Here is a 20,093-nt window from a genome sequence, read left to right as displayed (position 1 = left end):
ATAATGTTTTTATACCTTTTAAATTATTCTAATATAGTTAACGAAATTTATTTGTTCGTTTAAAATTATTACCACCTCATCTTGGGGTGGTTTTTTATATAGTTTTTCTATTTTAGCTTAACCTTTAAATTACGATTCTACAGAATTAACCTTTGGCTTATTTAAGGGTATCCTAAAACAAGGAAGTTGAATATCGTCACTCTAAAAAATAAAAAATAACATAAATACATCTATAATTATGTAGCATATAATTAAAAAACTAAAATTATATTTTTACCTTAAAAAAATTATTTTAAAAGTGTTTGTTTCCCTTCAGTAATTATATTACAAGTGCTTTATTTTAAATTAAGATTTAGTATTTATTATAAAAAAATAGAAGAAATCCTATATATTAACAGAGTTAAAGTGGGTCATGTTACTATTCAGCATAGGATTTTCAAATTCACAACCTAGTTAACATGTCTTGAAAAAAAAACTTCACATTATTAACCAATAATCATGAAAAAACATATAATCTATATATTCGTCTTTATTCTTAGTTGTATATCCTGTTCAGATATATCAAAGAAACCTTTATCTCTTAATGATACGGGTGTCCCTTTAGTCATGGCAGATTATCGAAAAACACAAGTACAAGATGTAGTATATCACCTTTCATTTAATATTCCAGAAGAAAAAGGAATTCATATAACATCTACCCTAGTTTTGGAAGCTACTTTAAATGATTTATCCCATCCACTGTATCTGGATTTTAAAGAAAACTCATCGGCTTTAAAAAAACTAATCGTTAATGAAAAGTTAACTACTATAATTCATGATAAAGAACATATTATTATCCCTACGGAATCATTACAATTAGGGCCAAACACTATAAAAATCGAATTTATAGCAGGTGAATTGTCCTTAAATAGAAACACCAATTATCTTTATACATTATTAGTTCCTGAACGCGCTAGAACATTATTCCCTTGTTTTGACCAACCAAATATAAAAGCAAATTATGTACTTAGTATTACAACTCCTAAAAATTGGAAAGTACTATGTGGTGCTCTTATAGACACAAAAGAAGTTCATGGGAAAACAACGACCTATCAATTTAGTAAATCCGATAAAATGAGTACATATCTATTCTCTTTTGTCGCAGGAGAGTTTTCATCTGTTTCATCACAAAAAACAAGCCGTCCTATGAATATGCTCTATAGAGAAACCAATGAAGAGAAAATCGATGCCAGTACAGAAGCTATTTTCGACATACATCAATCTTCATTAGATTTTTTAGAAGAATATACGCAATATGATTTCCCATATCAAAAGTTTGATTTCGTAACAATTCCAGGATTTCAATATGGAGGAATGGAACATACGGGTGCAATACAATATAGAGAGACTAGCTTATTTTTAGATAATAGTGCTACTCGTTCTCAAGAAGTATCCAGAGCAAAACTTATAGCTCATGAAACATCCCATATGTGGTTTGGGAATCTAGTTACCATGAATTGGTTTAATGATGTATGGATGAAAGAAGTGTTTGCTAATTTCATAGCAGATAAAATAGTAAACCCAATTTTTACTGATATCAATCATGATTTGCAATTCTTAACTTCACATTATCCAAGTTCATATGGAGTAGACCGCACAAGAGGAGCCAATCCCATTCGTCAAGATTTAGATAACTTAAATAATGCTGGGTCTCTTTATGGTAGTATCATATACAATAAAGCACCTATTATGATGCGTCAGTTAGAATTATTATTGGGCGAAGAAAGATTTAAAGAAGGTATTAGAGATTATATCTCCACCTTTGCAAATAATAATGCTGATTGGAATGATCTTGTAAACATTCTTGATAAAAAAACAGATCTTAATTTAAAAACTTGGAGTAATGTATGGGTTAATTCTGCAGGAAGACCCATATTTTCTGAAGATATTAAATATGACGATACGCACAAAATTAAACAATTCACACTCACTCAAAAAGCTGAAGATGGTTCATTAAAATACTGGCCTCAATCTTTTGATATTACTCTCGTATATGCAAATAGTTCTACCACTATCCCTGTATTAAGTAATGCAAAAAGTATCGAAATAACCAAAGCTATAGGATATTCAAAACCTTTATATATTATATATAACAGTAATGGCTACGGTTACGGATTATTCCCTATAAACGAGACACTTAAATCAAAAACCTCCTTAATAAAAGAAGATATACCTCGAGCACAATCCTATTTAAACATTTATGAAAACATGCTTAATGGAACTATTGATAATACAATAGTCTTTGAAAATCTTAAAAAAGGTATAGAGGAAGAATCAAATGAATTAATATTAAGAATGATTACGGGGCAAATATCTTATTTATATTGGAACTCATTTACAAAGGAACAACGAGGCATTTATCAATCTGATTTAGAAAATAAAATATACACTAGACTGCAACAAACGGAATCAAAAAACATCAAAAAAAACCTCTTTAACACTTATAAATCTATTGTAAATTCTAAGGTTGGAATTACAAATCTTTATAAAATTTGGAACAAAGAAAAAACTATAGAAAATCTTATCTTTAACAAAGATGATTACACCAAATTGGCACAGCAATTAGCATTATTTGGTCATCCTAAAGCAAAAGAAATTTTAGCTATATCCAAATCAGAGCTTACCAATCCTGATAAAATTAAACGTTTTGAATTTTTAGTTCCTGCCTTAGATTCTGACCCAACAATAAGAACCAATTATTTTAAGTCATTTAAAGACCTTCAGAACAGAGAAAAAGAAAGTTGGGTACAAATTGCTTGCTCGTTTATTCATCATCCGTTACACCAAAACGAAGGAATTAAAACTGTAGGAATGAGTCTAGAACTTCTTGAAGAAATCCAGGAAACCGGAGATATTTTTTTCCCAATAGGATGGTTAAGTAGTACAATAGGTAGATATACTTCAAAAGATGCCTATATAATCGTTGAAAACTACATTACCTCACATCCGGATATTGACAAAAATCTTATGAGGAAATTATTACAGGTTACGGATCAATTATATAGAAGGCATGGAAAACAACAATAAAACAGTAGCAAATACATTGTGCCTTCATAAAATTAAATATGTTTACTAATAATTAAACAGTTTATTATAAATAAAGATGAAAGAACAAATCTTTATACAATTAATACAAGATTATTGTAAACTGATTAAATATGTTGTTACAGAACCTAACCGAAAATTTCTGAATTGTTTATTTTCAGAAGTTATTTCTCATTAAATTGAAGCAACTACCCTAACAGTAAATAAAATAATTTGGTACGTCTCAACAAACTCCCTAACCAATAAAGTGACTCATGTATCAATTTTTTCTAAAAAAATTAGAATTTCGAGACAGATAATGGCCATTAAGCTCACATTCAACTTAACGCTTCATTATCATCCACTTTTTGTATCTTCGTTTTCAAAGACGAACTAAGTTTAGCAGATTGTTGGCAGCAATTAAATAATACCCCAAAATTATTGGAAATAAAAATAGAAATTATTGAAACTATTGGAAAGATTGTTGTTTTTATAATGACGCTTTTTTCTGTTTTTCTTTTTACTGTTACAACAAAAAACAAACTATCAAATAAACTGTTTGGTATTTACCTATTGGTTATCGCATTTGACTTAATCGGCTTGTTTACAAACAAGACTTTAGAATATCCCAATATTCAAAATTTAAAAATGGCTTCTAGCCTATTACAAATGCCTTTGTTTTATCTTTATGTATTAGCTGCTTGTTATAATAATTTTAAAATTAGAAAAAAGCACATTATTCATGGGCTATTATTTATAATATTTCTTTTCATTTTCAAAATAACGAGTTTCTCTGACCAAAGCTTATTGTTTTATGAAATAATAGGAGAATTACAATTTATCGCTTACACAGTTGTAATATTTATAATTTTAAAAAAATACAAAACAGTATATCTAGAAAATTATTCAAATGCCAATTACGCTATTTACAAATGGTTATTTCAGATAACGATATTCTCTTGCATAGCACATTCATTTGTACTGATAAGATGGTATCTATCAAATTCAATATTTCAAGAATATGTTCTAAATATTAATATAATAATAAGTCTATCTGTTTTATCAATAACTATATTTTTCGTTCTCAAGGCATTATATCAACCAGAGTTATTTACTGGTATTAATATGCACTTAAAGCCTGTAAAATTCATTCTTGAAAATAACACTACTAAGATTATTCAAAAAGGGAATTCTGAAAATCAACATCTAAAAAAGCTCACTTCCCTTATGAAAAAGGAAAAGCCTTATTTGGATTTTGAATTAACATTACAAAAACTGGCCATTCAAACTGATATTCCAGAAAGGGAATTGTCCATATTAATTAATCATCATTTAAATAAACATTTCTTTGATTTCATAAATGAATACCGAATAAATGATGCAAAAACACTTTTAAAAGCCCCAACTAAAAAAGAGTTAACTGTATTAGAAATCTTATATGAGGTCGGCTTTAGTTCTAAATCTTCATTTTATACTGCTTTTAAGAAGGCAACAAACCAAACACCATCAGCGTACCGAAAATCAATTAGTTAGTCGTAGTCCGACTTTTATTTGAACGCATTATTTAGCCAAAAATCAGTCCGACTTTATGTACTCGGACTTTTACATCATTTAAATAATTCAAATTTGTATCAAATTAAAATTTATACAAAAATGAAATTTACTTACACACTCGTATTTTCTTTTTTAATACAATGCTGCTTTAGTCAAGAAACACCAAAAGAATTAATAGACTTAGACAAAAAAATAGAATCTTTAATCAAAGAACACCATGCCGTTGGTTTAGCTGTAGCTATTGTCAAGGACGATAAGGTTATTTATTCTAAAGGCTTTGGCTATAGAAATTTGGATAAAAAATTACCTGTAAATGAAAATACTATTTTTCATATTGCCTCAATGACAAAAGCCTTTACCGGTTCTTTATTAGGAATTTTAGAAGGCGAGAACAAGCTCACTTTAAAAGATAGACCAGCAGAGCATGTTCCAAATTTTGAGTTTTACAATGACAAAATGAATAACCTAATTACCATAGAAGACCTATTAAGTCATAGAAGTGGTATAGGTGGTCACGGAAGTTCTATTACTATGTTTCCTGAAAAAGACAAACTAAAAACAGTACAACGTCTCAAATATTTAAAACCTCAAGCAGAAATAAAAAATAGTTGGGTATATAGTAATATAGGATATACTCTTGCAGGTACTATTGTAGAGCAAGTAACAGGTAATAGTTGGGAGTATAATGTTAAAGAAAAAATATTTACACTATTGGATATGAATGCTTCTGTCACCTCTATTGAAGCAATGAAAAAGACTAATAATTTTTCATTAGGTTATGCAAGGTATAAAGGCAACACTGAGCAAACTACTTTTGAAAATTATTATTCAATTTCACCGGCAGGAGCCATTAAGAGTTCTGTTAATGATTTATCAAATTGGATGCGTGTATGGCTAAACAAAGGGGTTTATAAAGGAAAGCAGATTATTCCTCTAAACTACATTAGGGCAGCGTCTAGACTTCAGAATATAAAGCATGAAGAGAAATATGCAGAAGGTTCATTTTTATGGGGAGAAGGTTTTGGATGTCGTTTGCGTGCTTGGGAAGGTCACTACAGAATGAGGCATGGAGGTAATACAAACGGCTTTTCAACAGCCATGGATTTATTCCCTATAGAAAATATTGGAATTGTTGTAGTTACAAATCAGAAGAACTCTCTTTTGCCATATGCTTTATCCGATTATATTTCAAGAAAATTAATTGGATTATCTGAATTTGAATTTCCAGTTATTGTGAATGACAAATATAAACCGATCCTAAAAGACAAGCCTTTAAACAAGAAAAAACCACCAACACACGCTCTTCAAGTTTTTACTGGAAAATATCATGCAAATGGTTATGGTAAAGTTGAAGTAGTTTTAGAGAAAGGAAAATTATATGCCTTACTACCAACCTTTAAATTTAAATTGGAACATTTAAATTATAATACGTTTTACTTTAAACCATTAAAAGAGTTTGAAGAAGATTTCAACCCAGGATATCCAGTGAAATTTGTAGATGACACCTATGGAGAAATAACAAAATTTGAATTTCACGCTTTAAAAGAACCAATTGAATTTTACAAGAAATAAAAAATGAAAAATATATTAATAATAGTATTTGCAATAATTTATTCACTAAACCCAATGATAGGTAATGCTTGTAGTATGTATAAGATTACTAAAAATGGAAAAACTATTGTGGGCAATAATGAAGATTGGCTAAGTCCAAATCATCAATTTTGGTTTGAAAGTGGCAGTAAAAATAAATTTGGAGTAATGTATATGGGGCAACTAAACAACTTTGCTCAAGGCGCTATTAATGAAAAAGGATTACTTTTTGACGGTTTCTTTGAACCTAATTATTTACCTGTAAATAATACCGCAGGAAAAGTAAAAATTCCAATTGCAGATGCGCTTAGGAAATTAATGCAGACAATGACCCATGTTGAAGAGGTTAAGGCTTATATAGAAACGATAAATTTAGCAACTCTAACCAAAAGCATGCTTGTTTTTGTAGATAAGTCAGGAACTTATTTAATTATAGAAGGAGATGAAATTTTCATAGGAGATGAGGCAGAAAAAACCTTTTCAAACTTCTATTACTCACAAATTGAATCAGTAGACAATGTAAATCTTGATTATTATCAAAATGGACGAAAATTTATTAATTCCTCAAATGGGCAAGCAACTCTTGACTATTGCGGGGAAGCAATGAGTAAGTTCGCTCAAGCCAAAACCAAGTTGGCAGCTACGCAATACTCTACTATTTATGATTTAGAGAAATTAATAGTAAGAGTATATCTTTTTAATGATCATTCGAAATTTATAGAAATTGATTTAAAAAAAGATTTAAAAAAAGGCAATCATAAGACCATGATTCCTGATTTGTTCCCAAAAGAGTCCTTAGGGTACAAACACTATCTGAAGTATAATAATGAAAATCATCCAACTTTATTTATTGAAGAACTAATAGGAAATGAAAAGATATCTGAAGAAGAATTTAATGCTATGGGATTTGGAAGTATTATAAACCCTATTGGATATGAATGGCTATTAGATAAAAAAAATCCAAAAGCTGCTATTAAAATTTTTGAATATGGAATAACCTTAATGCCTAACAACTCAAATTTGTATGATAGTTTAGGGGAATCATATTTTGCCAATAATGATTGGAGTAATGCAATAAAAAGCTATGCAAAATCTTTGTACTTAAATTCTGAAAATGAAAATGCTATAAAAATGATCTTAAAGAGTAAGGAGAAAAGAACTGAATTTAAAGTTAATAAGTCTTAAAATACACACTGCAGAGAATAAAAATTTATAAACATAGTGTGAGATATTGTAATGACACGAAATATAGTTAATAACCTAATTATTTTTGTTAATTCCGTATAAAATCTTGTTATCTATCTTTTAACATTTTTATAAAAACTAAACAGTGTTACATTTGAAAACATCCAATTAATAAACATAAACAAAATGAGAACCTTTAAATACATCACTCTAATAATTCTTACGATTTTAATATGGACTGCTTTTATTGGCTACGGAACTATGAATGGGTTTATATTAAAACCCATTACTTCGCAAAAAACATCGGAGGCTTTTATTGAGGCAACAAAAGAAAAAATAGACAACGAATTTGTTGGGAATTTTGCAATGACACTAATTGAAAATGGGAAAATATCTAGTAATTTCTTCTATTCTGTAGACAAGCCCGTAAATGAAAATACTGTTTTCCCAGTTGCATCAATTAGCAAATGGATTACCTCTTTTGGTGTTTTAAAACTGGTAGAGCAAGGCAAATTAGATTTAGATAAACCAGTTGACGATTATCTTACGAGATGGCATTTGCCAGAAAGTGAATTTGACAACAAAAAAGTGACTGTTAGAAAATTACTCTCACATTCCTCTGGTTTAATTGACGGCCTTGGCTATGGTGGTTTTTCACCTAATGAAACTGTCCAAACCATTGAAGAATCATTAACAAAAGCTTCAGATACAGATTATTCTGACGGTATTGCAATAGTTGGTTATGAACCTGGTAGTAAGTATATGTATTCGGGAGCAGGATATACAATATTGCAATTATTAATTGAAGAAATTAGCGGTAAATCATTTCAAGAATATATAACGCAAACGGTTTTAGAGCCATTGAAAATGGAAAACTCGACATTTGTACTAGCAGAAAAACCAAATATTCAGTTAGCACAAATTTATAAAAATGACGGAAGCATAAGGAAAATGAACAAATTTACCGCACTTGCAGCAGCCTCATTATTTACTACTACCGCAGATTTATCAAAGTTTTTAAAAGCAAATATTTCAAGCAACCCAGTTCTTTCCTCGGAAACAATTGCAAAAATGAGTATCCCCGAAACGTTTATAAATAAAATTGGTGTTTATGGATTAGGTCCGAATCTTTATAGTCAAAATGATCCAAATTCTAATATAATTGGACACGACGGAAGGGGAAATAACGCAATTAATACAGCAGCCAGAATTGACCTTAAATCAAAAAATGGAATTATTATTTTAGAAACGGGAAGTTACAATATTGCTTCCGCGATATCAGATGAATGGCTTTTTTGGAAAGCAGGAATTGCAGACTATGTTGTAATACATCGTAATAAATCGTATTTATTAACTTTATTGATAATTGGTTATGTAATAATTATTCTTTCATCAATATTCATAATCCGAAAAAAGAATAAACAACTATAGGCAATAACAATTTAAAACAAACATAGTAACTTATGAAAAAATTGACATTCGTTTTATTTGTCCTTTTTAATTTTTCTTGTGTTGAATCTCAGAATAAAGAAATTGACCAAAAGAAAATTAAAGAAGATTTGAATGAAATATTAACTGACATATCTCAAAATTACATCTATTTAAAAGACAAAAAAATTGATTTAGATTGCATTCGAGAATATTACGAAAAGCAAATTTCAAATATTAAAACAGAAGAACATACAATCCTCTTTTTCGAGTATTTACTTGATGAATTCTATGACAGTCATATAACTTTAAACACTAACAGAAATTCGTCTTTTCGTCTATTTTCACCAATATATACAATTTTAGAAAATGGAAAGTTTTTAGTTTCAAATGTTTGGCAAACCCAAATAGAAAAACTGAATCAAAATATAGTTGGAACTGAAATTATAAAATTTAATGGAATTAATTTTGAACAAGTCATAAAGGAGTTCCCAACACATTGTAATAATAAAAACTCCTTAAAGGTTAAAGAATGGATTGCAAACAAGATTTTGTCTGGTCGCTATAATCAACCCAGAATTTTAACCTTAAAATTCAAAAATGGAGAAACATTTAAATTTAATTTAGACAACGTCAAATTTAGAAATAATAATAGTCTTTTAACTTCAAAAATAATTAACGAAATTGGAATAATCAGAATAAATAACTCACTAGGCAACAACCTTTTAATAAGTGAATTTGACAAAACTCTTGATAGTGTAATGAATACCAAAGGATTGATAATTGATTTAAGAAATACTGTTGGAGGAGGCAATTCATATGTTGCAAAAGGTATTATGAGTAGATTTATTAATAGTGAGCTTCCTTATCAAAAGCACGTGGTTTTTGATGAGAGTTGGGATAATCAACCAAAGATTGGAAGAAGTTGGGTAGAATATGTTAGTCCCAGAAACAAACAATATAAAAACCCAGTTGTTATTTTAGTAGGCAGATGGACAGGAAGTATGGGAGAAGGATTAGCTATTGGTTTTGAAGGAATGGAAAGAGCACAAATTGTTGGTTCTGAAATGCAACAATTAGCAGGGGCTATTTTTAATTTTGGTTTAAATAATCAAAAATTCGGATATCAATTATCAATGGAAAAACTATTTCACATTAATGGTACTGCAAGAGAAAAGTATGTACCAACAAATTATATAAAACAGACAACAACAGTAAAAGACGAAACTTTAGAAAAAGGAATTGAATTGATTCGCAAAATGACTAAATAAAAACTTTATATAACGCGATATATAAAACATACCTAGTAAGTACTATAATAGAAAACATTCCATCTTTCAGTCGTACAAATCATATAAAATCTCGTTGTCTGCATTATTTTTAATGAATCTAAAAAACCACTAATTATTTCATTAAATCATTTAGTAAAGAGCTGTAATTCTTCAATTCTAATGGAACATCTGCATTTTTCTCCATATCGTGAAAATGATGAGTTGCCAATAACTCCATTCCTGTAAAAGCATTCATCTTGTGAAATCCAAACATTACACCTTCATCAACATTTTTTTGTTCAAAAAATTCATTTTCTAAAGTAAATGCTGTTTTAGGCGCATTCCAACTTGTGGTAAGTATATATTTTTTTCCGTGCATTAACCCTCCTGTTCCATAGTTAATATCTGGATTTTTTCTACTTCTTCCATCACTTTTGTAAATTCCGTTTTGATGACCTTCTGTAAATACTTCATCTATGTATTTTTTAAAACCAAATGGAATTTGAAACCACCAAATTGGTGTGTGATAAATCACTAAATCTGCCCATTTAAATTTTTCAACCTCTTTCTTTGTATTATAATTGTCACCTACTTGAGTAGATTTAACTTCAAATCCTTCTGAAGACTCAAAATATGAAATCGTACTATTAAAAAGTGTTTCATTAAATCTACCACCAGAATGTGCAAATGGATGACTCCCGTTTATTATAAAAATATTTTTCATTTGTCTGTATTTAATTATCCGGCAAAACTAGGCTGCTTATTTCTATTATAAAAATAATATAAATCATACCTTTGTATTATTATTTTTATAGTTATGGTGAATTTAGAATGGTATAGAACATTTAAAGAAATATATGAGAATGGTACATTAACAAAAGCATCTATTGCTTTATATGCTTCACAACCAGGTGTAAGTGTGCACTTGAACGCTTTGGAAGCCTATGTTGGTAAAAAATTATTTGAACGAACTTCAAGAAAAATGATCCCAACAGAAGATGGGAAATTTTTATATGAATATATTATTGAATCATTAAACAAACTTGAAATAGCAGAACAGCATTTTAAAAAAACAACGCAAGAAAAAAAACCATGTCTAAATATTGGAATGTGTTCTGAAATGTTTCAATTCATTATTGAGCCTGAAATTCCAAAATTAGACTTTGACTTAGTGGCGCGATTTGGAGCACATACTGATTTAATAAAAGACCTTAACAATGGTATTTTAGATTTAGTGATAACACCAAAAAAACAGAATGAAAAAAAATCATTGGTTGAATATGTTCCGTTTTCAAAAGAAAGAATCATTTTAATAGCTGGAAATAAAACAGACACTACTCAAATACAAAAACACATTAAATCTAATAATTTAAATGAGTTAGAAGATGAACTACTTCAAAATATTTGGTATAGCTCATCCAATGAGATGGAACATTTTAGACGTTTTTGGTTCGAAAATTTTAATAAGAAACCTGCTTTCAAACCGAATTATATTTTACCTAATATCACTTCAATTATTAGATGTTTGTCAAATGAAAATGGACTTGCATTAGTACCTGATTTCCTATGCCAAAATGAAATTTTAAAAAATGAAATAATTTTAGTTTGGGAAGGAAAAATAAAGACGGAAAACACTTTATATTTTGCTTCAAGAACAGATTTGAAATACAAAAAAGAATTAGATATACTTCAAAATATATTTATATCAAAAATGAAATAAACGCAGTTCAAAACTATAAACAAAAATGGTTGGGTTTCATTTAAAAGTGTAAATTTCTGAAATAGGTTAACTAAAAATTAAACCAATAATTATAGTCACTTTTGAAAACACAAAATGAACACTGGCGAAAAAAAACTATCAAAAAGTAACTCTAGAACCACAATTTTTAGTCATTTTCCAAATTATTAAAGGACAAATATTGCTTCTGAGAAATATAAATCGTATCGAAAAAATAAAGTAAATTTACTCAAACTTAAAATTTAAGAACAGACCTAAGTTCAAGTAGTTTTTTACCTTCTAAATAGCTATAAAATAAGTTGAACGATTTAAGTTTAACAAAAAACGGTTAACCTATTTCTATATAATGCACTTGAATTAAATGATAAAGTAGAATGAAAAATAGTGAAAAAAATGATAAGTATTAAAATTAATCCACTAAAACAATATCAATATTTTAAAAACTATAAATATGCTAACAAAATTTATTTTTTGTTATTCATCGTTTTTGTCTCCTTTAGTTTTTCCAGTTGTTCTAATAAGGAAAAACCAAAGGTTAAATGGTTAAAAAAGGAGCTGTTATTTAAAGACAAAGGTACAAGTAATTGGAAACAAAAATGGATGCTTGACGGGGAAAAATCTAAAGTTAAAAATTCAGATGAAGGAATGGAGTTAATTGCTGGAGCAGAGCATGGCAATGACACATGTCACATGGTGCTATGGACTAAAAAAAGCTTCAAAGGAAACATAGCTATAGAATATGATTATACTCGAACTGATACTACTTCACGTTGTGTTAATATTCTTTACTTTCTTGCTACAGGAAAAGGCGATTCATCATTTCCAACGGATATATCACTTTGGAATAATAAAAGAAAAGTACCACATATGAGTACATATATTAAGAATATGAACACATATCACATAAGCTATGCGGCTTTTGATGCAAACAAATATTCAAAAGGGAATGATTATATTCGTTTACGTAGGTATAACCCAAGTCTTAAAGGGTTTGAAGGAACCTTTGTTCCGGGAGATCATTTAAAAACAGGCCTTTTTAAAACAAATGTGACATATCATGTTGAAGTCCTCAAATTTAACAATACAATTGAAATGCACATTCAAAATAAAATGAATACTGATGAGAAATTAGTTTGTAAATGGAATGTTTCAAAATTCCCTCCATGCAAATCTGGAAGAATCGGTTTAAGACATATGTACACCAGAAGTGCAAGGTATAAGAACTTTAAAATTTGGAGTTTGGAATAAATATTTAATACTTTCCTCCTATACTCTCACACCAGTTTCTTATCCAACTCTGTACTTTCCTGAAATAGATTAACTAAAAATAAGACAACTTAAACCAAAGAATAAAGATGTATGGGGTTTTAAAAAAAATAAATTTATTGACCTACATCAAATAATCTGACTTGAGACAACATTAGTTTTGCACTTCAAATAATAATTTAAAATGGAACTTACAGAATTAGATACATTAAAAATGTTTGGTAATGACAGTCAAGAACGGTTAGAAAAAGCATTAGAACACCTTCAAAATGGAAATGGAATTATTCTAACAGATGATAAAGACAGAGAAAATGAAGGTGATTTAATATTCTCTGCTCATAATATAACGATTAATAATATGGCACTTATGATTCGAAAATGTAGTGGTATTGTTTGTCTTTGTTTAACAAATGAAAAAGCTGACTTTCTTAAATTACCCTATATGGTAAAAGAAAACACAAGTAGTTTCCAAACACCTTTTACGATTTCTATAGAGGCAAAAAAAGGAGTGACAACAGGGGTTTCTGCTAAAGACAGATTGAAAACTATCCAAGTTGCGTGTAGTGATAACGCCACAAGCTATGATTTAGCAAAACCTGGTCATATCTTTCCTTTAAGAGCAAATAATAATGGTGTTCTAGAAAGAAAAGGCCACACTGAAGGTAGCATAGATTTAATGAAATTAGCTGGCTTAAAACCCGAAGCAGTATTGTGTGAATTAATGAATGATGACGGTACAATGGCAAAAACTGACACTATTACGCAATTTGCAAATGAGCATAATTTGATCGTTCTTTCAATACAGGATATTATTCATTATCGTAAATTTGTAAGAGACTATAAATAAATGTTAAATTATATTGAACTTACTAATTTCATTAAAAAGAATATTAATATTGAAGATGACGATTTAAAAATCGTGTTATCTTATTTTAAAACAATAAAAAAAAGTAAAAATGAAATTTTACTTTCAAATGGAAAAAATAGTCAGGTTAGTTATTTTGTAAAAAAAGGTTGTTTAAGACTGTTCTATATAGATGAGGAAGGGAAAGACGTTACACGTTATATTGCATTTGAAAATCAATTTGCCACCGAGCTTGTTAGTTTTATAACAAATCAACCTGCCCAAGAAGCTATTCAAGTCATTGAAAATAGTGAATTATTATACATTACTCACGAAGACTTTAGACATCTTATGAAAATTATTCCCAAATGGAAAGATTTTTATAGTCTCTATTTAGAAAAGGCATATGTAAATAATTCTAAAAGATTAATTTCATTCACCACTCTAGATGCATCAGAACGGTATAAACAATTATTTAAAATTTCTGAATATTTAAACGCTAAAAAACTGGAAATCGAATGAAATTATTAACTACTTTTTTATATTTTACTCCTTTAATAATAGTACCTTTTTTACTTCTATTTATTATTTCGATTTCAATAATTTTTTACAGAACAAATGAACCTGAACATAATTTACCCATTTGGGCTAAAATATTTTTAATTATTCCATCCTTATCTTGGTTTGGAACAGGAATAGGTTTATACATTCTTTTAAGAAAGAAAAAATTCAAAAATATTAAAAGATATAAATTCAACGAATCTACTCGTAATTATTCTATTTTTTTGATAATTATTAGTGCTCTTATTAATTTAATACTCAAACTCTGAATTTTTGAGAAAAGGAAATTATAAACTAGAAAAAATAACAAAGTGAAAAGTACGGAATTGAGCAATGTTTTGAAGAATCGGAATTAGCTTGTTTCTGGATAAAATCCGAATTATAAATGAAAGTCCGAATCCAAAAAACATCCAACCGAATTTTAGCAAGTTTGCGCAATCGGAATTTTTAAGTGTGATAAATATTATCGCAAAAATTAAGTCAACTAATGCTAACAGGTTGTATAATTAATTGCTTGGGTTTGTGTGTACTCGGAAAATCCGGCAGATTTCTCTAACGTTCGGTTTATTCTTATTAGATTAGTTGCTTAAACCATGCAACGAACCATACAACAAACGTTTTGTGTAATTTAACCAAACCAATCTACTAAATTGAAAATAAAATATTTACTACTACTATTTGTAATCTTTAGTTCTTGTAAAGATAATGTTTCTGACGAAAAATATAGGAATGAAAACTATGTGTTCTACCAAGAAGATGGGCAAGCTGTAAAATGGCAAAAAATAAATCCTGAATTAGAAATAAAGCTTCCTAAATCTCATTCGACTTATTTTTTTCCTAATGGAAAAAGATACGCTGAATTAAAAGTTATTGATAGTTTTCCTAACAGAATTCTAAAATTCTTTAATAAAGAAGGCAAACTAATCAGAACTATCAAATTCAAATCTGATTCAATAGTTAGTAAAGTCTTTGAAAATGGAAATTATAAAGGCTATCATTCAAATCTTGGATTATTACAATCGGAAGGTTTGTTTGAAAATAATATGTATCAAGGTAAATGGGAGTTCTACTACGAAGATGGAGAAACAATTAAACAAATCGTAGAATATGTAAATGACACTTTACACGGAATTAGAGAAGATTATTGGGGAAATGGAAAGCTAAAAAGTAAAACTACTAATATAAGTGGCAAACAAAATGGAAAAACCATTCATTACCATAAAAATGGAGAAATAGAAGAAACTAATTTTTTAAAGAATGGAGAAGTACACGGAATATCAACTCGCTACTACGCAAATGGGAAATTAGAATCTAAATGCGATTACTGGAATGGAATAAGACGAGACACTTGTAAGTTCTATTATAAAAATGGTAATTTAGAAAAGCTAGAAATAATAAAATTAGACACTACTTCTTCCAAGTCTTCAGGAATAGTATATCGTTATTATGAAAGTGGAGAAATTGAAAAAATATTAAAATCCGAAAACAATCAAGTGAATGGAAAATCTCAACTTTATTATAAAAACGGAAATCTAGCACAAGAATTTGATGTAAAAAACAATATCAAAAATGGAACAGTAAAAGTATATTATGAAACTGGAGAACTTAAATACTCTGGTTTTGCAAAAAATAACGTGTTAGACGGAAAAATAAAGTATTATGACAAAAAAGGAAAACTTATTAAAACTCTAATTGGAGAAAAAGGAATCGCAATTGATTCTATAATGCGTTAAAAAAAATACACACAACAATGTACTGTGGTAAAAAACAAGTAAAAATTGATTAATTTTTCACTAAAGTACTTCTATAGGTGTCATCGTATATTAATCCTGATTTAGCGATTGCAAAAGCTTGTTTTAACAACTTATTACAAACTGCACATAAATAATAAACTTCGAAGCTTTTGATTTCCTATTTTGCTAATCCTACTGCGTCCATTTACACTGCTTCCACTTTCCTTAATCACAGGAGTTAAACCTACATAACTGCACAATTCACTTCCGCTTGTGAAACGCTCAAATCCATCTGTTAAAACCACTAACATTAAGGATGTTTTCGCTCCAATGCCTGGAATACTTTTTAAGCGAGTTAATACATCTCTATGTACTTCTTTAACTAATATCATTAGTTTATCCTCCAAGGTTGTTCATTTCTTTTTGAACCTGCTTTAAACTGCGGTTCAAAGAACTCACAACCGCCTTACTTGGGTTTCCTAAAACAGCTTCGCCATGTAATTTGTTTTTCAACATGGTGCTTTTTTTGTATATACAGCAAGGAGTCTGGTCATTTGCAAACATTCTGTTTGATGTTTAGAATTCCCTTTCCAAAGCTTTAATTCTACTTGCTTTGCATATTCACAGATAAGTTTAGAATCACTTTTATCTGTCTTGATCTTTGACAATTTAATCTGTATAAAGCGTTTAACAGCTAATGGATTTTCTACTGAAACTTTAATCCCTGACTCTAATAAATAATAGGCCAATTAATAATGATAATAGCCTGTTGCTTCCATAACATAATGACTATTAATTTTCAGGAGTTTTACAAACTTTTTAAAACCAGAAACCGTGTTTTTAAATTGGTAGTAATTTACTTCCGAATCTGTAAAATCTAAGTGATTAATGTTTATTCCAAAATATTTTATATCTTTAGTCATAAGTAAATATTTTTTAAAAGGACAATCTACGTGAGTTTCAAGGATTTAAAATCGAGGTCTTAAAGCCTCATAGAACAGTATTAAATCTATGTAGAATAGAGAGGGGATTTTCAATATTGACGAGATCTATAGTCTCTGCGTATATAATAACCTTATTCCTCTCTTTTGTGCTTTCTTATTTATATGTCTTAATTTAGTGTTTTTATTAAAATGCTAACTTAAGCCGTATAAACTTTATTGCTGGTTTTAGCTCACTTGGGAAATGCCTTCGGAATTTCGCCGTTCGTGTTTTATTTACTAAATTACTTGCTTAAAACACGCAGCTAATCATACACAACAACGTTACCAAAAATTTAAAACTAACCAATAAAATTAATATTATGGAACAATCAAATCACAAAGTTATTCGCGAATATGAATTAGATACTTGGACGCGGTGCTCACCAAGTTATAATGAAACTTGGGCTACATTAACAAATGAAACACTTCCATTATTAATAAGCAAAACAAATATTGATTCAAATCTTTCTGTATTAGATATTGGTTGTGGTGCTGGAAATTCAACAAAGAAAATTAGTGATACAGGAGCGAATGTAATAGGAATTGATTTCTCTCAAAAAATGATAGACCAAGCCAATTCAGTCTATAAAGACATTACATTTAAACAATCCGATGCTGAAAATATTCCACTAGAAGATAACTCAATGGATGTTGTAATTGCAAATTTCGTAGTTCATCATTTTGCGGAACCTAATAAGGTTTTTAAGGAAATAAACAGAATTTTAAAACCAAATGGAAAATTTGCTTTTGCAGTTTGGGGAGTGAATGAAGAACAAAGTTCATTAGGTTCGTTTTTTCAAGCCTTTGCAAACCATCACGAATTATCTGAACTACCTCACGGACCACTATTTGGAGTTACAGATTTTGACACCTATAATGGACTCATAACAAATGCCAGTTTAAAAAAATTCAATTTAGAAAAACTGAATACAAATTGGAATATGGATTCACTAGCCCCATTAATTAATGGATGTTGGGATTGGGGTAATTTACACTTATTTCCTGAAGATAAGCAAAAGAATATTAAAACTGATTTTATCAAAAATTGTGAAGCCTTTAAAAAAGGAAAAAGTTATTCATTTCCGCATTCTGCTATGATTGGATATGCTGAAAAATAAAAAACTTTTGGTAATACCGGTAATCGTTACACAAGGCACTGAAAAATAAAAATTACAACTCAAAAACTCCTTTAAAAAGGAGTTTTGTTTTTTTAAAACATACTAAGTTTTAAAAATTGAAGATTGCAAAAGGTCTGTAAATTACTTATTATTCATAAAATTCAAAACATGAAAAAACTACTTACAATTATATTCTTAAGTTTAACAACTTCAGTTTTTGCTCAAAATATAATAATCACTGAATTCGGAGCTAAAAATGATAGCCAACCAGACACGGAAGCTATTCAAAAGGCTATTGATGCTTGTTCCAAAAATGGGGGAGGAACAGTTGTTTTTCCAGCTGGTACATGGATTTCAGGTACTATTTATTTAAAAGACAATATCTCCATTTATTTGTCTATGGGTGCAACATGGCAGGGAGAAAACAATAATGATGCTTATCCTTTTATAGCCCCTGTTGTTAATTCAAGAGAAGACAAAGCGCCACGACGCACAATGATTTATGCTTACCAAAAAAAGAATATTAAAATATTTGGAGAAGGAACTATCTACCCTGGTGGCGATTATGATATTTTTCATGTCACTAAAGAAAATGATAAAGAAATGTACTACTCGCGTCCATTTGGTCTTTTAATGATAGAATGCCAAGACATTAATATTGAAGGCATTAAATTAACTAACTCAGCCTTTTGGATGCAACGGTATTTTCATTGCGACAATCTAAAATTCAATAATTTTACTGTTTTTAACCATAGTAATCTAAATAACGATGGTATTGATATAGACGGATGTAAAGATGTAATTATTAGTAATTGTGTAATTGATTCTAGCGATGATGCTATAGTCTTGAAATCTGAAGGTGAACGGAAATGTGAAAACGTAACAATTACTAATTGTATATTAAGTTCACATGCCACACCTCTTAAATGTGGAACCAGCTCTGTTGGAGGTTACAAAAACATTACTATGAATAATATAGTTATAAAACCATCTAAATCATTGGAAATGCATCACTTGTTGGAGGTTTGGGGTGGATTATCAGGCATTGATTTACTTTGTGTTGATGGCGGAAGTATGGAAAATATAGCTATTGATAATATCACGATGGATGGTGTTGAAACGCCATTGTTTATTAAACTTGGAAACCGTAACTCTGCATGGAAAGGAAAAACAAAGTTCGATATAGGAACTATAAAAAACATTAGAATAAACAATGTTACTGCCATTAACTCTGGTAAAATAACGTCTTCAATTACAGGTTATAAAGGTCATTATGTTGAGAATGTGACATTGTCCAATATAAGGTTTGAATCCTTAGCTTATAAAGGCAAAACCGAGGTAAAACTCCAAATTAATGAGCGTTCTGGTGATTATCCATACAACCATATGTTCGGTTTAGATTATCCAGTATATGGTTTCTATGTAAACTATGGTAAAAATATCACTCTAAACAATGTTGAGTTTGTTAAACACAAAAGCGACTCTCGCCCTGGATTACAATTTGAAAACACTAAAAACAGCAGATTATTAAACGTTCGCACAAGTGAAAAAGAATACGTAAAGCAGGATATTGAAACTGATAGCATCTTAATTCTAAATTAATAAGGATAGTAGTTTCAATGACAAATATGTTTTTAGGTAAGGCTACAAAGGCTAGTACCATAGATGAACTTAGCCATACTATAACTAGTTACATATTAAACAAAAAAAATATTAATAACTCTAGATTGTAGCAGAGCTACTAAATATGGAGAATACA

14 protein-coding genes and 1 pseudogene are annotated in these 20,093 nt (G+C 29.2%); 13 read left to right on the top strand and 2 right to left on the bottom strand.

Features of this window, described 5'->3' with window-relative positions:
• Nucleotides 1–606: 606 nt before the first annotated feature.
• The 6 genes from DAD81_RS19045 (at nucleotide 607) to DAD81_RS19020 (ending at nucleotide 10,091) form a co-directional block, all read left to right on the top strand.
• The gene (locus DAD81_RS19045; protein ID WP_245949367.1) at nucleotides 607–3,066 is read left to right on the top strand and encodes a M1 family metallopeptidase; all 2,460 of its coding nucleotides are present in this window, start codon (nucleotides 607–609) and stop codon (nucleotides 3,064–3,066) included.
• Between the two features lie 438 nt (nucleotides 3,067–3,504).
• The gene (locus DAD81_RS19040; RefSeq protein ID WP_111709907.1) at nucleotides 3,505–4,596 is read left to right on the top strand and encodes a helix-turn-helix domain-containing protein; all 1,092 of its coding nucleotides are present in this window, start codon (nucleotides 3,505–3,507) and stop codon (nucleotides 4,594–4,596) included.
• A gap of 120 nt (nucleotides 4,597–4,716) precedes the next feature.
• Nucleotides 4,717–6,189, top strand: coding sequence for a serine hydrolase (locus tag DAD81_RS19035; RefSeq protein WP_111709906.1), 1,473 nt, complete (start codon nucleotides 4,717–4,719; stop codon nucleotides 6,187–6,189).
• Between the two features lie 3 nt (nucleotides 6,190–6,192).
• Nucleotides 6,193–7,392, top strand: a complete 1,200-nt coding sequence (locus DAD81_RS19030; protein WP_111709905.1) for a linear amide C-N hydrolase — start codon at nucleotides 6,193–6,195, stop codon at nucleotides 7,390–7,392.
• 186 nt (nucleotides 7,393–7,578) lie between these two features.
• Nucleotides 7,579–8,823 carry a serine hydrolase domain-containing protein gene (locus DAD81_RS19025; protein ID WP_111709904.1) on the top strand — a complete coding sequence of 415 codons (1,245 nt, stop codon included), beginning with the start codon at nucleotides 7,579–7,581 and terminating at the stop codon, nucleotides 8,821–8,823.
• A 32-nt stretch (nucleotides 8,824–8,855) separates the two neighbouring features.
• On the top strand, nucleotides 8,856–10,091 hold the full coding sequence (locus DAD81_RS19020; RefSeq protein WP_111709903.1) for a S41 family peptidase: 1,236 nt from the start codon (nucleotides 8,856–8,858) through the stop codon (nucleotides 10,089–10,091).
• A 133-nt stretch (nucleotides 10,092–10,224) separates the two neighbouring features.
• On the opposite strand, the gene DAD81_RS19015 is transcribed toward DAD81_RS19020, so the two are convergent.
• Nucleotides 10,225–10,815, bottom strand: coding sequence for an NAD(P)H-dependent oxidoreductase (locus DAD81_RS19015; protein ID WP_111709902.1), 591 nt, complete (start codon nucleotides 10,813–10,815; stop codon nucleotides 10,225–10,227).
• Between the two features lie 93 nt (nucleotides 10,816–10,908).
• Here DAD81_RS19015 and DAD81_RS19010 point away from each other — a divergent pair, with 93 nt between their 5' ends.
• The 5 genes from DAD81_RS19010 to DAD81_RS18985 all read left to right on the top strand — a co-directional run bounded on the left by DAD81_RS19010 (nucleotide 10,909) and on the right by DAD81_RS18985 (nucleotide 16,233).
• Nucleotides 10,909–11,811 (top strand): LysR family transcriptional regulator, encoded by a 903-nt coding sequence (locus DAD81_RS19010; protein ID WP_111709901.1) that lies wholly within the window; start codon nucleotides 10,909–10,911, stop codon nucleotides 11,809–11,811.
• A gap of 411 nt (nucleotides 11,812–12,222) precedes the next feature.
• The gene (locus DAD81_RS19005; RefSeq protein WP_111709900.1) at nucleotides 12,223–13,077 is read left to right on the top strand and encodes a DUF1961 family protein; all 855 of its coding nucleotides are present in this window, start codon (nucleotides 12,223–12,225) and stop codon (nucleotides 13,075–13,077) included.
• 202 nt (nucleotides 13,078–13,279) lie between these two features.
• Nucleotides 13,280–13,942: a 3,4-dihydroxy-2-butanone-4-phosphate synthase gene (ribB, locus tag DAD81_RS19000; RefSeq protein ID WP_111709899.1), complete on the top strand. Its 663-nt coding sequence runs from the start codon at nucleotides 13,280–13,282 to the stop codon at nucleotides 13,940–13,942.
• Complete coding sequence (locus DAD81_RS18995; protein ID WP_111709898.1) at nucleotides 13,943–14,461, top strand: Crp/Fnr family transcriptional regulator; 519 nt, start codon at nucleotides 13,943–13,945, stop codon at nucleotides 14,459–14,461.
• 689 nt (nucleotides 14,462–15,150) lie between these two features.
• On the top strand, nucleotides 15,151–16,233 hold the full coding sequence (locus tag DAD81_RS18985; RefSeq protein WP_111709896.1) for a toxin-antitoxin system YwqK family antitoxin: 1,083 nt from the start codon (nucleotides 15,151–15,153) through the stop codon (nucleotides 16,231–16,233).
• A gap of 49 nt (nucleotides 16,234–16,282) precedes the next feature.
• Here DAD81_RS18985 and DAD81_RS18980 read toward each other — a convergent pair.
• Nucleotides 16,283–17,156 (bottom strand): annotated as a pseudogene (locus DAD81_RS18980) (IS110 family transposase).
• Nucleotides 17,157–17,536: 380 nt separating this feature from the next.
• Here DAD81_RS18980 and DAD81_RS18975 point away from each other — a divergent pair.
• Nucleotides 17,537–18,334 (top strand): class I SAM-dependent methyltransferase, encoded by a 798-nt coding sequence (locus tag DAD81_RS18975; protein WP_111709895.1) that lies wholly within the window; start codon nucleotides 17,537–17,539, stop codon nucleotides 18,332–18,334.
• Nucleotides 18,335–18,502: 168 nt separating this feature from the next.
• Nucleotides 18,503–19,936: a glycoside hydrolase family 28 protein gene (locus DAD81_RS18970; RefSeq protein WP_111709894.1), complete on the top strand. Its 1,434-nt coding sequence runs from the start codon at nucleotides 18,503–18,505 to the stop codon at nucleotides 19,934–19,936.
• Nucleotides 19,937–20,093: the final 157 nt, after the last annotated feature.

The sequence above is a fragment of the Lutibacter citreus genome (assembly GCF_003260195.1).
GTDB classification, from domain to species: domain Bacteria; phylum Bacteroidota; class Bacteroidia; order Flavobacteriales; family Flavobacteriaceae; genus Lutibacter; species Lutibacter citreus.
The sequence above is the reverse complement of the archived record's forward strand: the minus strand, read 5'-3'. Positions and strand labels throughout refer to the sequence as shown.

Coding starts and splice junctions, on each gene's coding strand:
- DAD81_RS19005 (WP_111709900.1), top strand. CDS start 12,223: ATGATAAGTATTAAAATTAATCCACTAAAACAATATCAATATTTTAAA.
- DAD81_RS19025 (WP_111709904.1), top strand. CDS start 7,579: ATGAGAACCTTTAAATACATCACTCTAATAATTCTTACGATTTTAATA.
- DAD81_RS19010 (WP_111709901.1), top strand. CDS start 10,909: ATGGTGAATTTAGAATGGTATAGAACATTTAAAGAAATATATGAGAAT.
- DAD81_RS19020 (WP_111709903.1), top strand. CDS start 8,856: ATGAAAAAATTGACATTCGTTTTATTTGTCCTTTTTAATTTTTCTTGT.
- DAD81_RS19015 (WP_111709902.1), bottom strand. CDS start 10,815: ATGAAAAATATTTTTATAATAAACGGGAGTCATCCATTTGCACATTCT.
- DAD81_RS18995 (WP_111709898.1), top strand. CDS start 13,943: ATGTTAAATTATATTGAACTTACTAATTTCATTAAAAAGAATATTAAT.
- DAD81_RS18975 (WP_111709895.1), top strand. CDS start 17,537: ATGGAACAATCAAATCACAAAGTTATTCGCGAATATGAATTAGATACT.
- DAD81_RS19030 (WP_111709905.1), top strand. CDS start 6,193: ATGAAAAATATATTAATAATAGTATTTGCAATAATTTATTCACTAAAC.
- DAD81_RS18970 (WP_111709894.1), top strand. CDS start 18,503: ATGAAAAAACTACTTACAATTATATTCTTAAGTTTAACAACTTCAGTT.
- DAD81_RS19035 (WP_111709906.1), top strand. CDS start 4,717: ATGAAATTTACTTACACACTCGTATTTTCTTTTTTAATACAATGCTGC.
- ribB (WP_111709899.1), top strand. CDS start 13,280: ATGGAACTTACAGAATTAGATACATTAAAAATGTTTGGTAATGACAGT.
- DAD81_RS19045 (WP_245949367.1), top strand. CDS start 607: ATGGCAGATTATCGAAAAACACAAGTACAAGATGTAGTATATCACCTT.